Source organism: Streptomyces sp. NPDC001135 (assembly GCF_053598395.1).
Window position 1 is genome coordinate 126897 of the sequence record NZ_JBSFKD010000026.1, and the last position, 15242, is coordinate 142138.

General features: G+C 72.8%; 12 protein-coding genes and 1 pseudogene. 10 read left to right on the forward strand and 3 right to left on the reverse strand.

Annotated features, from left to right (window positions below):
- Window positions 1-6 precede the first annotated feature (6 nt).
- The gene (locus ACWC94_RS28410; protein ID WP_450799978.1) at window positions 7-504 is read left to right on the forward strand and encodes a GNAT family N-acetyltransferase; all 498 of its coding nucleotides are present in this window, start codon (window positions 7-9) and stop codon (window positions 502-504) included.
- Window positions 505-570: 66 nt separating this feature from the next.
- On the opposite strand, the gene ACWC94_RS28415 is transcribed toward ACWC94_RS28410, so the two are convergent.
- Window positions 571-1011 carry a hypothetical protein gene (locus ACWC94_RS28415; protein WP_450799979.1) on the reverse strand — a complete coding sequence of 147 codons (441 nt, stop codon included), beginning with the start codon at window positions 1009-1011 and terminating at the stop codon, window positions 571-573.
- Window positions 992-1351, reverse strand: coding sequence for a hypothetical protein (locus tag ACWC94_RS28420; RefSeq protein ID WP_450799980.1), 360 nt, complete (start codon window positions 1349-1351; stop codon window positions 992-994). The genes ACWC94_RS28415 and ACWC94_RS28420 overlap by 20 nt, the downstream gene beginning before the upstream one ends.
- 722 nt (window positions 1352-2073) lie before the next feature.
- Between ACWC94_RS28420 and ACWC94_RS28425 the strand changes: the two genes are divergently transcribed.
- The 9 genes from ACWC94_RS28425 (at window position 2074) to ACWC94_RS28465 (ending at window position 14747) form a co-directional block, all read left to right on the forward strand.
- Window positions 2074-3108, forward strand: coding sequence for a methionine ABC transporter ATP-binding protein (locus tag ACWC94_RS28425; protein WP_450800007.1), 1035 nt, complete (start codon window positions 2074-2076; stop codon window positions 3106-3108).
- Entirely contained in the window at window positions 3105-3842 is a 738-nt protein-coding gene (locus ACWC94_RS28430) for a methionine ABC transporter permease (RefSeq protein ID WP_450799981.1), read from the forward strand. Before ACWC94_RS28425 ends, ACWC94_RS28430 begins: the two co-directional genes overlap by 4 nt.
- A 66-nt stretch (window positions 3843-3908) precedes the next feature.
- The gene (locus ACWC94_RS28435; RefSeq protein WP_450799983.1) at window positions 3909-4739 is read left to right on the forward strand and encodes a MetQ/NlpA family ABC transporter substrate-binding protein; all 831 of its coding nucleotides are present in this window, start codon (window positions 3909-3911) and stop codon (window positions 4737-4739) included.
- Window positions 4740-4760: 21 nt separating this feature from the next.
- A complete protein-coding gene (locus ACWC94_RS28440; protein WP_450799985.1) occupies window positions 4761-5591 on the forward strand; it encodes a MetQ/NlpA family ABC transporter substrate-binding protein in 831 nt (276 codons plus the stop codon).
- Between the two features lie 142 nt (window positions 5592-5733).
- Window positions 5734-6372 (forward strand): GNAT family N-acetyltransferase, encoded by a 639-nt coding sequence (locus ACWC94_RS28445; protein WP_450799987.1) that lies wholly within the window; start codon window positions 5734-5736, stop codon window positions 6370-6372.
- 88 nt (window positions 6373-6460) lie between these two features.
- Window positions 6461-7684: a precorrin-6y C5,15-methyltransferase (decarboxylating) subunit CbiE gene (gene cbiE / locus ACWC94_RS28450; protein ID WP_450799989.1), complete on the forward strand. Its 1224-nt coding sequence runs from the start codon at window positions 6461-6463 to the stop codon at window positions 7682-7684.
- 343 nt (window positions 7685-8027) lie between these two features.
- Complete coding sequence (gene cobT / locus ACWC94_RS28455; RefSeq protein ID WP_450799991.1) at window positions 8028-12410, forward strand: nicotinate-nucleotide--dimethylbenzimidazole phosphoribosyltransferase; 4383 nt, start codon at window positions 8028-8030, stop codon at window positions 12408-12410.
- Window positions 12411-12607: 197 nt separating this feature from the next.
- Window positions 12608-13840: a uroporphyrinogen-III C-methyltransferase gene (gene cobA, locus ACWC94_RS28460; RefSeq protein WP_450799993.1), complete on the forward strand. Its 1233-nt coding sequence runs from the start codon at window positions 12608-12610 to the stop codon at window positions 13838-13840.
- Window positions 13841-13928: 88 nt separating this feature from the next.
- On the forward strand, window positions 13929-14747 hold the full coding sequence (locus ACWC94_RS28465) for a TrmH family RNA methyltransferase (RefSeq protein ID WP_450799995.1): 819 nt from the start codon (window positions 13929-13931) through the stop codon (window positions 14745-14747).
- A gap of 180 nt (window positions 14748-14927) precedes the next feature.
- Here the strand turns inward: ACWC94_RS28465 and ACWC94_RS28470 are convergent.
- A pseudogene (locus ACWC94_RS28470) lies at window positions 14928-15242 on the reverse strand (serine/threonine protein kinase); the annotation flags it as partial.

Below are 15242 nucleotides of genomic sequence, written 5' to 3' on the forward strand. Positions count from 1 at the left end.
GCGCACATGGGCATGAGCGTGACCATCTCGGTGGCGACCGAGCAGGACGCGGAGCAGATCTTCAGGCTCCAGTACCTGTGCTTCCAGAGCGAGGCGGCGCTGTACGGCAACTACCGCATCGACCCGCTGGTCCAGACCCTGGACTCCGTCCGTCAGGAGGTCGCCTCCGACTGCGTCTTCGTCGCCCGGCTCGGCGAGGAGGTGGTCGGCTCGGTGCGCGGCAAGGTCACCGAGGGCGGCACGGCCGCCATCGGCAAGCTCTGCGTCCACCCCCGCCTCCAGGGCCACGGCATAGGCGCACGTCTGCTGCGCGCCGCTGAAGCGGCGCTGGTGGAGCAGCGGGGTGCCACCAGGTTCCGCCTCTTCACCGGCCACCGCAGCGAGGGCAACCTCCGCCTCTACCGCCGCTCGGGCTACGAGACGGTGGGCCGGTCCAAGGGCACCGACGGAGTGGAGATGATCGTCCTGGAGAAGCAGGCGGGCACGTACGCGGCTACGGCGTGAGGGAACACCCAGGGGCGCGGGGAACTGCCCGACAAGCCACGGACGACCCGTGGCCGCCGACGCGCCTCAGGCACCGCTCTCGTTCTGCGCCCTCCGCAGCCAGTACATCGCGGAGAGCGGCAGCAGAACCGGAATGAAGACGTAGCCCATCCCGTACTTCGACCACACGGTCGCGTCCGGGAACGCCGAGGGGTCCACGATCGTCCACGTACCGACGATCAGCACACCCGCGAGCTCGGCGGCGCAGCACACCAACGCCGCCCGCCGAGCGGTCTCCCCGCCCCGGATCAGCGTGTACGTGATGAAGCCGTACACCAGGCCCGCCACCGCCGACAGCGCATAGGCGAGCGGCGCCCGGTCGAACTCCGTCGAGATCTGGAACGCGGAACGCGACACCGCGCCCACCACCATCACGCCGTAGAACCAGACGAGCAGCATGCCCGGCCCGCTGATCAACCGGGCCGGCTTCTCCTCCACCGCCGTCACCTCAGCCTCCCCAGATGTCATAGAGCCGCACCTCCAGCACGGCCAGCACCACACCGCCGGCCGCCACCGTCACCGAGCCCCAACGGGTCCGCTCGGCCAGTGACATGAACCCCGCCGCCGGAACGCACGCGAACGCGCCCAGCAGATACGCCACGAAGATCGTCGTACCCTGCTCGGGCTTCTCGCCCCGTGCCAGCTGCACGATCCCGACCACGAGCTGGACCGCGGCCAGCAGCGACACCACGGCCATGCCGATGAAGTGCCAGTCCTTGGTCGGCTGGTCGCGATAGGCGGCCCAGCCGCACCAGGCGGCGAGGAGCAGCGCGGCGACGCCGGTCACCAGCGTCAGGGCATTGAGCATGCGGTGACCCTATTACGGCCGAAACGGGCGCCGGCCGCCGACCCCGCCCGTGGGCCACAGGGTCTGGACCCCACCGCAGGGTCCGGGTGGTGAAGTTCGGGTGCGTGGCGCCGCACGGGCAGCCCGCCGCCGAGACCTCCGCCACCCGGCGGCCGCCGAAGCCCGCCTGGACGCCGTCGGCATCGAGCCCTGCCTGCCCGCCGCCCCCCAGGAATGACCGCCGTGGCGTTGGCCACAACCACCGCGCCGAGGAACTGGCCGCCCATCTGGTGGTGAAGGACCTGTCGGCCTTGTCGGCACTGGTCGCCGGCGGGGGCGTGGAGGTCTCCGTCCGTCGCCGACCTCACGGCACCGGCTGTCCGAGGCTGTCCAGTATGCGGACAGTCGCGGCCGGTCAGGACCGTACGTCTGCTTTACTGATCGCATGACCACGACGAGCTGCCGCACCCTTGCGACCGAGGCGACCATGACGCCCGGTGCTCGTTGTATGTGTCGCCTGATGTGTCGAATGTGCGCCTTCTAGAGGGCCCTCGCATCAGCTGAGCCATGGGGGTCCCCCCCGCTCGAGCGAAGTCGAGAGCGGGGGAGCCCCGAAGCGAGAGCCGTGGCATCTCCGTGCGCCGCAGTCCGTACGAGACGCACATCCACTCCCCATGCCTGAACCGCATGCACCCGTGCCCGGGCACACCCACGCCCGCGCACTCGACAGTGACGGAAACCCTGTGATCACCACCTCGGGCCTGACCAAGGTCTACCGCTCCCGCGGCCGTGAGATCACCGCCCTCGACGGCGTCGATCTCCACGTCCGCGAAGGCGAGGTCTACGGCGTCATCGGCCAGTCCGGCGCCGGCAAGTCCTCCCTCATCCGCTGCGTCAACCTGCTGGAGCGCCCCACCTCCGGCACCGTGACCGTCGCCGGGCAGGACCTCACCGCCCTCGCCGGGCGCGGCCCGCGCGCCGGCAAGGAGCTGCGCCGGGCGCGCAGCCACATCGGCATGGTCTTCCAGCACTTCAACCTGCTCTCCTCGCGGACCGTGCAGGACAATGTCGAGCTGCCGCTGGAGATCCTCGGCAAGTCCGGGAAGGAACGGTCCCGCAAGGCGCTGGAGCTGCTCGACCTGGTCGGCCTCGCCGACAAGGCCAAGGCCTACCCGGCCCAGCTCTCCGGCGGCCAGAAGCAGCGCGTCGGCATCGCCCGCGCCCTCGCCGGCGACCCGAAGGTGCTGCTCTCCGACGAGGCCACCAGTGCCCTGGACCCCGAGACCACCCGCTCCATCCTCCAGCTGCTGCGCGACCTGAACCGGCAGCTGGGCCTGACCGTCCTGCTCATCACCCATGAGATGGACGTCGTGAAGGCGGTCTGCGACTCCGCCGCCCTCATGGAGCGGGGCCGGATCGTGGAGTCCGGCACGGTCAGCGAACTGCTGGCCACCCCCGGCTCCGAGCTGGCCGCCGCGCTGTTCCCGGTGAGCGGGGAGCGCACGGGCGCCGACCGGACCGTCATCGACGTCACCTTCCACGGCGAGGCCGCCACCCAGCCGGTCATCTCCCAGCTCGCGCGCACCTACAACATCGACATCTCGATCCTCGGTGCCGCCATCGACACCGTCGGCGGCCTCCAGATCGGCCGGATGCGCATCGAACTGCCCGGCCGCTACGAGGACAACGTGGTGCCGGTCGGGTTCCTGCGCGAACAGGGCCTGCAGATCGACGTCGTGGGCCAGGAGGCCCTGCTGGTGAAGGAGGGGGCCAAGTGACCTGGTCCGAGATACAGCCGCTGCTGTCGCAGGCGTGTACCGAGACGTTCCAGATGGTGCTGTGGTCCACGCTGATCGCCGTCGCCGTCGGTCTCCCGCTCGGCCTGCTCCTCGTCCTCACGGACCGGGGCGGCCTGCTGCAGAACGTCCTCGCCAACAAGGTGATCGGCCAGGTCGTGAACATCGGCCGGTCCATGCCGTTCATCATCCTGATGGTCGCCCTGATGAGCTTCACGCGCTGGGTCACCGGGACGACGATCGGTACGACCGCCGCGATCGTGCCGCTCGCCATCGGCGGCATCCCGTTCTTCGCCCGGCTGGTCGAGACGGCCGTCCGTGAAGTGGACAACGGTCTCGTCGAGGCCGTGCAGTCCATGGGCGGCAACACCTGGACGATCGTCCGCAAGGTCCTCGTCCCCGAGGCCCTGCCCTCGCTGATCGCCTCCACCACCACCACGGTCATCGCCCTCATCGGCTACTCCGCCATGGCCGGCACGGTCGGCGGCGGCGGCCTCGGCGACCTCGCCGTCCGCTACGGCTACCAGCGCTTCGAGACCCAGCTGATGTGGATCACCGTCGCGGTCCTCGCCGTCGTCATCTCCCTCATCCAGTTCGCCGGCGACTTCGCGGCCCGCTCCCTGCACAGCCGCGGCGGCCGCTCAGGCCCGGGACCGAAGCTGCGCCTGCTGAAGGCGAAGGAGCCGGCCGCGGCCGACGTCAGCAAGGCCGCGTAAGCGGCCCCACGATCCCCCGTCCCCACCCACGACGGGTCGCACCACCCTTAAGGAAAGGCACTTTTCGTGCGTAACACCGCCAAGCTCACCACCGCCGTCCTCGCCGCCGGAGCCCTCACCTTCGGGCTGACCGCCTGCGGCTCCGGCAGCTCCTCCGGCTCCCACGACTACAGCGGCCCGCTGGTCGTCGCCGCGAGCCCGACCCCGCACGCCGAGATCCTCGACTTCGTCAAGAAGAACCTGGCGAAGAAGGCGGGCCTCGACCTGGAGGTCAAGGAGTTCACGGACTACATCACGCCGAACACGGCGACCGAGGACGGCTCGGTGGACGCCAACTACTTCCAGAACCAGCCGTACCTGGACGACTTCAACGGCAAGCACGGCACCCACATCGTGCCCGTCGTCACGGTGCACCTGGAGCCGCTCGGCCTGTACTCCCACAAGGTCAAGAAGACCGACGCGCTGAAGAGCGGTGCGACCATCGCCGTCCCCAACGACGCCGTCAACGAGGCCCGCGCCCTGAAGCTGCTCGTCGCCAACGGGCTCATCACCCTCAAGGACGGCGCCGGCAACGAGGCCACCCCGCAGGACATCGCCAAGAACCCCAAGAACCTCAAGTTCAAGGAGGTCGAGGCGGCCCAGACCCCGCGCTCCCTGGAGGACGTGGACGCCGCCGTGGTGAACGGCAACTACGCCATCTCCGCCGGTCTGAAGCCCGCCAAGGAGGCGCTCGTCCTGGAGTCCGCCAAGAACAACCCGTACGCCAACTTCCTCGCCGTGAAGAAGGGCAACGAGAAGGACCCGCGGGTCAAGAAGCTCGCCAAGCTCCTCGTCTCGCCCGAGGTGAAGAAGTTCATCGAGGACAAGTACCAGGGCTCGGTCATCCCGTCCTTCTGAGAAAGAGGGGAAACCGAACCGATGCGCACGTCCGTCATCGCCGCGGCGGGGGCGGCGGTCCTGGCCCTGGGCCTCACCGCCTGCGGCACCGGCACGGACTCCGGCAAAGGCGGTGGCAAGGACGACACCCTCGTCGTCGGCGCCACCGCCGTACCGGCCGGCGAGGTGCTCACCTACGTCAGGGACCACCTCGCCGCCAAGGCCGGCCTGAAGCTGGAGATCAAGGAGTTCACCGACTACGTCCTGCCGAACACCGCCCTCCAGGAGGGGTCGCTGGACGCGAACCTCTACCAGAACCAGCCCTACCTGGACGACTTCAACAAGTCCAAGGGCACGGACCTGGTCTCGGTCGTGAAGCCCTATCTGCCGCCCATGGGCGTCTACTCCCACAGGATCAAGAAAGTCGCCGAGCTCGCCGACGGAGCCACCGTCGCCGTGCCCAACGACACCACCAACGAAGGCCGCGCCCTGAAACTCCTGGCCGCCGGAGGCGTCATCGGGCTGAAGGCGGGCGCCGGCACGGACGCGTCCCCCGCGGACGTCACGTCCAACCCCCGGCACCTGGAGTTCAGGGAGCTGGAGGCCGCCCAGCTGCCGCGCTCGCTCGACGACGTGGACGCGGCGGTGATCAACAACAACTACGCCCAGGACGCGGGCCTCAGCCCCACCAGGAACGCCGTCCTCCTGGAGTCGGCGAAGGACAACCCCTACGCCAACCTCCTCGCCGTCAAGCGCGGCAACGAGGACGACCCACGGGTGAGGAAGCTCGCCAGGCTGCTCGTCTCGCCCGAGGTGAGGACGTTCATCCAGGACACGTACAAGGGGTCCGTCCTGCCGGTCACCCAGAGCTGACGGCACGTAAACGGCGTTTCGCCACGCACGGGGTCCACTCCCTCACCGGGTGTGGACCCCGTTGTGCGGTTCAGTGGTTTCATGCTGCATGCTGGGCAGTTCAGCAGGCCCTGACGGTATTTCCGAAGTTACGGAGCGGCGCATGACTGGCACCTTTCCCAACGTCTCCATCAGCACGGAGCGGTTGGTCCTGCGCCCCTTCGAGGAGTCCGACATCGAGGCCTTCGCCGACATGATGAACGACGAACTGGTCACCGCCTGGACCTCCGTACCCCAGCCCTACACCGAGGCCGACGCCCGGCACTGGATCACCACCGTCGCCCCGGCCGAGCGCGCCCATGGCCGCGGCATCGTGTTCGCCGTCGACGAGTTCCTCACCCAGCGCCTGGTCGGCACCGTCCATCTGCGCGACACCGACTGGCGGGTGCGCTCGACGGAGATCGCCTACGTCATCGCCCCGTGGGCCCGCGGTGAGGGCTATGCCTCCGAGGCCGCCCTCGCCACCGCGCAGTGGCTGTTCCGCGACCAGGGGTTCGAACGCCTGGAGCTGCGCACCACCGCCGACAACACCGCCTCCCAGCAGGTAGCCCAGAAGATCGGCTGCATCAGCGAGGGGGTCCTGCGGAACGCCTGGATAGCGCGCAGCAGGTCCGGCGACGGCACATGGGCGGACGTCCGCACCGATGTCATCGTCTGGAGCCTGCTGCCGGAAGACCTGGCCGGGGCCGGCGAGCAGCTCGCCGACACGGGTGGTTTCACGTCGTACTCGGACTGGAACTGAGCCCTCCGCGCGTCACCAGGTACCCTCACGGAGTCCCCCACGGGCCCCATCCCCCTGACGACCTGCGAAGACCTGGAGAGAGACGACGATGGCCGACCGGGTCACGGTGATCGGCTGGGACGGCTCGCCGCTGACCGACGCGGCACGCGCCGCCCTCGGCGCCGCCACGCTCGTGGCGGGCGCCGCCCACCATCTGGCGCTGCCCGAGGTCCCGCCCACCGCCGAACGCGTCCGCCTGGGCAGCGTCGCGCTCGCCGCCCGCCGGATCGCCGCCCACCGCGGCACCGCGGTCGTGTTCGCCGACGGCGACCCCGGCTTCTTCGGCGTCGTACGCACCCTGCGCGCACCGGAGTTCGGCCTGGAGGTCGAGGTCGTCCCCGCCGTCTCCTCCGTGGCCGCCGCCTTCGCCCGCGCCGGCATGCCCTGGGACGACGCCCAGGTGGTCGTCGCCCACCCGCGCACCCTGCGCCGGGCCGTGAACGTGTGCCGCGCCCACACCAAGGTCGCCGTCCTCACCTCACCGGGCGCGGGACCCGCCGAACTCGGGCTCCTGCTGGACGGTGTGCACCGGACCTTCGTCATCTGCGAGGAACTGGGCACCGAACGCGAGCAGGTCACCGTCGTCACCTCGGAGAACGCCGCCGACCACACCTGGCGCGACCCCAACGTCGTCATCGTCATCGGCGGTCCGGTCGGCGCGGGGGAGGGCGGCGGCTGGATCGCCGGACGCGACCCGGGCACCGGACCGCGCGGCTGGGTGCAGCCCGACGAGACCTACGGCGACGGACCCGGCAGCCGCCTCGGCGAGGGCGAGACGGAGCTGCTGCGCGCCGCCCAACTCGCCCGCCTCGGCCCCCGCGTCGGCGACCTCGTGTGGGACATCGGCTGCGGCTCCGGTGCGTTCGCCGCCGAGGCCGCGCGGGCCGGGGCCGCCGTCATCGCCGTCGACCGGGACCCGCGGGCCTGCGCCCGGACCGAGGCGGCCGCGCGGCGGTTCGGCGTACAGCTCCAAGTGGTCCAGGGCACCGCCCCGCACGTCCTGGAGAACCTTCCCGAGCCGGACGTCGTGCGGGTGGGCGGCGGGGGAGCGGCCATCGTCTCCGCGGTCGCGGACCGGCGCCCGCAGCGCATCGTCACCCACGCGGCGACCCGCGACGCGGCCGAACTCGTCGGCCGCGACCTGACCGAGCACGGATACCGCGTCGAGTGCGCGCTGCTGCAGTCCGTCGAGCTCGACACCCGCGCCTGGACCGAGACCGAGCGGAGTGTCGCATTCCTGCTCAGCGGCATCCTGCCGGATCGCGCCCCGTGATCCTGTTGTCGTACCGCGCGCGGTAGGCTGGCCGATCGTTGTACCGCACCGGCGGCCCGGAACTTCGTTCGCCAATGTCCGGAAAGCACGCCCGTTTTGGGGTGGGTGTGGTACTGCGGAACCGGAGGACGCGCAACGTGGCGCAGTCCACAGCGGGCTGTCGCGGATCATGCTGTCGCGACGGCGGAACGGCCGGGACAATGCCACTGAATGGCTTTGTCGCCTTTTCCGGCGGGTCGTTCGTGCCGCTGGGCACGGACGCTCGTTCTTCACTACGGGCGGTCGGTGCGCCGTTCCGGGTGAGCTGGTCGTAGGAGCACTAACCGATGGGCGAGGGGTACGCATGACCGACACCGGCCAGGTCCCGGCCGAGGGGCAGCCGGAGAGCGCAGGCATGGTGGAGCAGCCGGGCGTTGCCGCGCACGGTGCGTACGCCTACCTCTCCGAGGCACCCGCCGAGGACGAAGACCTGCTGCTGCCGGGTGCCCAGGGCGCGTGGGGCAACGAGGTGCCGCCACCCGCTCCGGAACCGGTCCTCGAGGCCGTCCACGAGCCGGGCCCGCACGAGACGGCCGGCCGGGACAGCGGCTCCGTCGACCTCAACGGCGTCCGCCTGCCGAACGCGGGCCCGGTTTCCGTACCGCCGTCGCCCATCCTCTCGGCTCCGCAGGACCCGCAGGCCGCGGCGCAGCCGCCGCGCCGTCCGCTGCACCTCGGCCCGCCGATCCCCGACGCCTCCGCGAGCCCGGTCCGCTCCCTCGCCGACCGCGGGCCGGCCGGCGCGCCGGTGCGGCAGCCGGGTCCGCATCAGGCCGGTCCCGAGTACCTCGACGCACAGCCGCTGCACGACATGGCCCCGCAGAGCGCGGCCCCGTGGGGCGCGGCGCCCGCCGCCCCCGCCGTGGCCCAGGTCGGCACACCGGCGTCGGCTGCCGAAACGGTTGACCCGGCCGCCGTCCCCGCGGACACCGCCGCCCAGGCCGAACCGTCCGACGCCGCCCAGGCCGCCGTCGCCCGCCTCACGAACCAGGCGGCCGTGCAGGCACCCGGCACCGCGCAGGTGGTGCACGGCCACGACGGCGTCCAGCCCGTGCACGGCCACGACGGCGTGTACACGGCTCCCGCGGCCGCGGGGGTGCCTGCCGGAGCGTCTCCGGAGAATGCCGAGCCGGTCGCCGCGGAGCAGGTGCCGGTGCCGGAGGGCGCCGACCAGGTCCCCGCCGAAGGGGGCCAGATGGGTCAGGACGCACCGGCCGCACAGCCCGTCGACGGCACGGCCGCCGCGGGCAGCGGTGTTCCGGCCGACGGCGGTGACGGCGTGTCCGCGGCCCAGGTGCCGGTGACGGAGGCCGGGCCGGCCGTGTCCGGGCCCACGCCGGCCGTCGTCGAGGAGGCGGACGCGGCCACTGCTCACGCCGCCCCCGGGCACGAGGCGCCGACGCATCCGGGCGAGCAGGCCGCCGTCTCCGGCCAGGAGCCGGAGGCCCGTGCGGTGCCGGCACAGGCACCGGAAGACGTATCGGCCGACTCCGCCACCGAGGTGTCAGGGGCCGCCCAGCCGTCGGAGGGGACTCAGGCGGGCGCGACCGCCCAGCCGTCCGAAGCCGCTCAGTCGTCCGGAGCCGCTCAGCCGGACGGGGCCGCCCAGCCGTCCATGGCCGGTCAGCCGTCCGCCGGTGCACAGCCGGGTGAGGTCGCTCAGCCGTCCGTATCCGGTGAGCCGTCCGAGGGGCCGCAGCCGGGTGAGGTCGTGCAGGGGTCCGTATCCGGTCAGCCCGGTGAGGTCGCTCAGCCGGGCGAGGTCGCTCAGCAGTCGGAGGGCGTACAGCCGTCGTCCGGGGCCGATCAGCAGGAGGGGGGCCCACAGCCGTCCGGGGCCGCTCAGCCCTCCGAAGCCGCTCGGTCCGGCGAGGACGTGAGTGTGCCGCAGGCGCGGGTTGCGACGGTCGCCGCCGACGCCGCGCAGGCGGTCACGGCGGCCGACGGTGCCGTCGAGGGCGTGACCACCGCTCCCGCGCCGGAGGCGTCGGACACGGCGCAGGTCGCCCCGGAGGCCGTAGCGCCCCAGGGCGAGGCCGCGGCCCCCGCGCAGACCGACCCGAACACTCCCGTCGCCGTGGAGCCGCAGCCGGGCGTGGTGCAGGCACCGCCCGCCGCCCAGCCCGCGCCCGCCGCCGGAGTCGTACCGGCCCCCGAGCCGATGGCCGTGCCCGAGACCGGGACCCCGGCCCCCGCGCCGCAGGAGACGGAACCCCAGGCCCCCGCTGCCGCCCCGGCCCAGGACGCCGTACCGGTCCCGGCCGCCGGTGACGGCACCGCCGTACCCGAGCCGCAGCCTTACCCGGCTCAGGGTCCCCAGCTGGCCGATCCCGCAGCGACCGCGGCCGTGGCCCTGCCCGGCGCCCCGCAGGCCGCGGCTGCCGTCGCGCCCCTCGCCGAGGACGCCGTGACGCCGCCGGCCCAGCCCGAGACGACCGCCCCGGAGGCCGTCCACCAGGCCGCCCCCGCCACCAGCCCCGGCGCCCCCGCCGGCCCGCAGACCCAGTCCGCCGAATCCCGCCCCGCCCCGGCCGCCGCCGAGGCCGAGCCGACGCCGGCCGACCCCGCCGCCGGTTCCGCCGCGCACCCGGAGACGCCCGGGCAGGACGCCCCCGCCGACCGGATCGACCAGGCCGGGCCGCTGTCGTCCGGCGCTCCGCAGGAGCCGCGCCCGGAGCAGCCGCTCGGGCAGTTCGTGCCGGTCGCGGGCCAGGTGCCCACCACCCCGCACCTGGCGCCCACCCCGCCGCAGCCCCTGGTCCTGCCCACCGAGGGCCCACAGGAGCCGGTGGCCATGGTGCCGGCGCCGCGCGAGGGCGAGCCGGCCCCCGTACCGGCGGCGTCGGACGCGGAGCGGGCCCCCGACGTCCTGCAACGCGCGGAAGACCTGCAGACCACGCCCGACGACCAGGAAGAAGAGACGGCCGCCATGGCCGAAGCACGACAGTCCACCGGCCCCGCCGCGCCCGGCTACGCCGACGCCGAGCGCGAGGCCGTCCTGAAGGTCATGCGCGAACGCCGCGACATCCGCAACGGCTTCCGCAGCGACCCCATCCCGCACGAGGTGCTGCTGCGCGTCCTGGAGGCCGCCCACACGGCGCCCTCCGTGGGCCACTCGCAGCCCTGGGACTTCGTCGTCATCCGCTCCGCCGAGACCCGGCAGAGCATGCACGAACTGGCGATGCGCCAGCGCGAGGCCTACGCCAAGTCGCTGCCCAAGGGCCGGGCCAAGCAGTTCAAGGAACTGAAGATCGAGGCCATCCTCGACACCCCGGTCAACATCGTCGTCACCGCCGACCCCACCCGCGGCGGCCGGCACACCCTCGGCCGTCACACCCAGCCGCAGATGGCGCCCTACTCCTCGGCGCTCGCGGTGGAGAACCTCTGGCTCGCCGCCCGCGCCGAAGGCCTCGGCGTCGGCTGGGTCAGCTTCTTCGACGAGCGGGAGATGGTCCGCGCGCTCGGCCTGCCCGAGCACCTGGAGGTCGTCGCCTACCTGTGTGTCGGGTACGTCGACGAGTTCCCGGACGAGCCGGAGCTGATGCAGGCCGGCTGGTCCAAGCGACGCCCCCTGTCCTGGGTGGTGCACGAGGAGACGTACGGCCGCCGCGCCCTGCCCGGAGAGGAACCCCACGACCTGCTTGCCGAGACCGTCGCACAGATCCGCCCGCTCGACGCCAAGGCGCTCGGTGAGGCATGGGAGCGCCAGAAGCGCATGACCAAGCCGGCCGGCGCGCTCGGCATGCTGGAGATCATCTCCGCGCAGCTGTCCGGGCTGTCCCGGCAGTGCCCGCCGCCGATCCCGGAGCCCGCGGCCGTCGCCATCTTCGCCGGTGACCACGGCGTGCACGCCCAGGGCGTCACCCCCTGGCCGCAGGAGGTCACCGCCCAGATGGTGGCCAACTTCCTCGGCGGCGGAGCGGTCTGCAACGCCTTCGCGGGCCAGGTCGGCGCCGAGGTGTGCGTCGTGGACGTCGGTGTCGCCGCCGACCTCCCGGCCACCCCGGGCCTGCTGCCCCGCAAGATCCGCGGCGGCACGTCCGACATGACGACCGGCCCCGCGATGAGCCGCGAGGAGGCCAAGCAGGCCATCGAGGTCGGCATCGAGACCGCCCGGGACCTGGTGGCGGCCGGCAACAAGGCGCTGCTCACCGGCGAGATGGGCATCGCCAACACCACGGCGTCCGCCGCGCTGATCTCCGTCTTCACGGGCGCCGACCCGGCGGAGGTCACCGGCCGCGGCACGGGCATCAACGACGAGACCCTGGCCCGCAAGACCGAGGTCGTCCGCCGCGCCCTGGACCTCCACCAGCCGGACCCGGCCGACCCCATCGGCGTCCTCGCCGCGATCGGCGGCTTCGAGCACGCGGCCATGGTCGGCCTGCTCCTCGGCGGTGCGTCGCTGCGTACGCCGGTGATCCTGGACGGTGTGAGCGCCGGCGCCGCGGCCCTGGTCGCCCGCGCGATCGCCCCCGAGGTGCTGGCGGCCTGCATCGCGGGCCACCGCAGCGCCGAGCCGGGCCACGTGGCCGCCCTCAACAAGCTGGGCCTGCGCCCCCTGGTCGACCTCGACCTCCGTCTGGGCGAGGGCACGGGCGCGCTCCTGGCGCTGCCGCTGGTGCAGAGCACGGCGCGGGCGATGCACGAGGTGGCCACGTTCGACTCGGCTGGGGTCACGGAGAAGTAGCGTCCTGCGCGCGGGGTCCGGTACGACAGTGCCGGGCCCCTGCCGGCGCGCCGCGGTTGCGGCCCCGCTTTTATGCGGAGCATCCGCACCCGGCCACTCTGCCCAGCCACCGGACACCTGTCCCGCCACAACCCCGCTCCGCATAAAATCCGCACGTCAGGGCTACCGCACCGCCGCCCAAGAGGAGCCGTACCACGATGGCCGAACACCCCGCCTATCCCGTAGGCCTCCGCCTCTCCGGCCGCCGTGTGGTCGTCCTCGGTGGCGGCCAGGTCGCCCAGCGCCGCCTCCCGGCCCTGATCGCGGCGGGTGCGGACATCGTGCTCGTGTCCCCGGAGGCGACCCCCTCCGTCGAGGCCATGGCGGACACGGGCGAGATCACCTGGATCAAGCGCCCGTACCAGGACGGCGACCTCGCCGAGGCCTGGTACGCCCTCATCGCCACCAGCGACCCCGAGGCCAACGCGCAGGCCTCCGCCGAAGCCGAGCGTCACCGCGTCTGGTGCGTCCGCTCCGACGACGCCGACCAGGCGACCGCCTGGACCCCCGCGACCGGCCACAGCGAGGGTGTCACCGTCGCCGTCCTCACCACGGACGCGCGCGGTCGCGACCCCCGCCACACCGCCGCCATCCGCGACGCGGTCGTCGAGGGCCTGCGCGACGGCACCCTGGTGGCGCCCCACCACCGCGGCCGCACCCCCGGTGTCGCCCTGGTCGGCGGCGGCCCCGGCGACCCCGACCTGATCACGGTCCGCGGCCGTCGGCTGCTCGCCGAGGCGGACGTCGTGATCGCCGACCGGCTCGGCCCGCGCGACCTGCTCGCCGAACTCCCGCCGCACGTCGAGGTGATCGACGCGGCGAAGATCCCGTACGGCCGTTTCATGGCCCAGGAGGCCATCAACAACGCGCTCGTCGAGCACGCCAAGCAGGGCAAGTCGGTCGTCCGGCTCAAGGGCGGCGACCCGTACGTCTTCGGCCGCGGCATGGAGGAACTGCAGGCGCTCGCCGAGGCCGGCATCCCCTGCACGGTGGTGCCCGGCATCTCCAGCTCGATCTCGGTCCCGGGCGCGGCCGGCATTCCGGTCACCCACCGCGGGGTCGCCCACGAGTTCACCGTCGTCAGCGGGCACGTGGCCCCCGACGACGAGCGCTCCCTGGTCGACTGGCCGTCCCTGGCCAAGCTGACCGGCACCCTGGTGATCCTCATGGGCGTCGACAAGATCGGGAAGATCGCCGAGACGCTCGTCGCGTACGGCAGGTCCCCGCAGACCCCCGTCGCGCTGGTCCAGGAGGGGACGACGGCCGCGCAGCGGCGCGTCGACGCCACGCTCGCCACGGTCGCCGAGACGGTACGCGCCGAGGACGTGAAGCCGCCGGCGGTCATCGTCATCGGCGAGGTCGTGCGGGTCGGCCCGCGGCCCGGCGCGTGACCACCCGCCCTTGATCATGTGTAACCCGGGGTAACAGAACCCGTTCCGAGCCGTTGGCACCGCACCCAGGACAAGGCAGTATCACTCTGTGGCCGATCTCATCACCGTCGAGGATCCCGAGGACCCGCGCCTGCGCGACTACACAGGCCTGACCGATGTCGAGCTGCGCCGCAAACGCGAGCCGGCCGAGGGCCTGTTCATCGCCGAGGGCGAGAAGGTCATCCGCAGAGCCAAGGAAGCGGGCTACGAGATGCGGTCCATGCTGCTCTCGGCCAAGTGGATCGACGTGATGCGCGACGTCATCGACGAGCTCCCCGCCCCGGTCTACGCCGTGAGTCCCGAACTGGCCGAGCAGGTCACCGGCTATCACGTGCACCGCGGCGCGCTCGCCTCCATGCAGCGCAAACCGCTGCCGACGGCCGCCGAACTGCTCCGCTCGGCCCGCCGGGTCGTGGTCATGGAGTCGGTCAACGACCACACCAACATCGGCGCGATCTTCCGCTCGGCCGCCGCCCTCGGCATGGACGCGGTCCTGCTGTCGCCCGACTGCGCCGACCCGCTGTACCGGCGCAGCGTCAAGGTGTCGATGGGCGCGGTGTTCTCGGTGCCGTACGCCCGTCTGGACACCTGGCCCAAGGGCCTGGAGTCGGTCCGGGAGGCCGGCTTCACCCTGCTCGCGCTCACCCCGGACGACAAGGCGCGCTCCCTCGACGAGGCCGCCCCGCACGCGATGGACCGGGTGGCCCTGATGCTCGGCGCCGAGGGAGACGGACTGTCGAGGCAGGCCCTGGTCGCCGCCGACGAGTGGGTCCGCATCCCGATGTCCCACGGCGTCGACTCACTCAACGTGGGCGCGGCCGCGGCGGTCGCCTTCTACGCGGTGGCCACCGGCCGCCCCCGCCCCTGACCTCCTGCCCCGGCTCCCCCTCGTACGGGGGGTCGGGGGCGTTCCGGAGCCCCGGCGGCGACGCGGGGCACCGGCACCCCTGGAAGTCCCAGCAGACCCCGGGGCGCCGTCATCCCCCGATGGACCAGCCCCCGAGGCCCCGGCTGTCGCCGAAGCGGGAGCTGCCTCCCGAAGGCCTCGTCAGTTGCCGAAGTCGCGGCTCAGAGTCGGCTCATGCTGGTCGGACATCGGCCGGTCGGCGTCCGCCGGCCGGTAGTCCGGCTGTGCGTGCCGCTGCTCCCGGCCGTCGTCGCCGCCGAGCCCGCGTGCCGGACCCTGACAGCCCTGTGCCACCGCGATCCCGAGCGCGACGAGCAGGGTCACCACCACGAACACGAACAGCCGCTGGCGCAGCAGCCGGGGATTGGCCGGCCGCCGTCCGCCCCCGGCCGTACGCGGCCCGGGCCGACCGGAACCGTTGCGCGGAGCGGGACGGTTCCCGCCGCCCGAGCGCCG

Bases quoted from the DNA above. Each gene is read 5' to 3' on its own strand.
- ACWC94_RS28440 (WP_450799985.1), top strand. From the start codon at position 4,761: ATGCGCACGTCCGTCATCGCCGCGGCGGGGGCGGCGGTCCTGGCCCTG.
- ACWC94_RS28420 (WP_450799980.1), bottom strand. From the start codon at position 1,351: ATGCTCAATGCCCTGACGCTGGTGACCGGCGTCGCCGCGCTGCTCCTC.
- ACWC94_RS28415 (WP_450799979.1), bottom strand. From the start codon at position 1,011: ATGACATCTGGGGAGGCTGAGGTGACGGCGGTGGAGGAGAAGCCGGCC.
- ACWC94_RS28410 (WP_450799978.1), top strand. From the start codon at position 7: ATGGGCATGAGCGTGACCATCTCGGTGGCGACCGAGCAGGACGCGGAG.
- cobT (WP_450799991.1), top strand. From the start codon at position 8,028: ATGACCGACACCGGCCAGGTCCCGGCCGAGGGGCAGCCGGAGAGCGCA.
- ACWC94_RS28445 (WP_450799987.1), top strand. From the start codon at position 5,734: ATGACTGGCACCTTTCCCAACGTCTCCATCAGCACGGAGCGGTTGGTC.
- cbiE (WP_450799989.1), top strand. From the start codon at position 6,461: ATGGCCGACCGGGTCACGGTGATCGGCTGGGACGGCTCGCCGCTGACC.
- cobA (WP_450799993.1), top strand. From the start codon at position 12,608: ATGGCCGAACACCCCGCCTATCCCGTAGGCCTCCGCCTCTCCGGCCGC.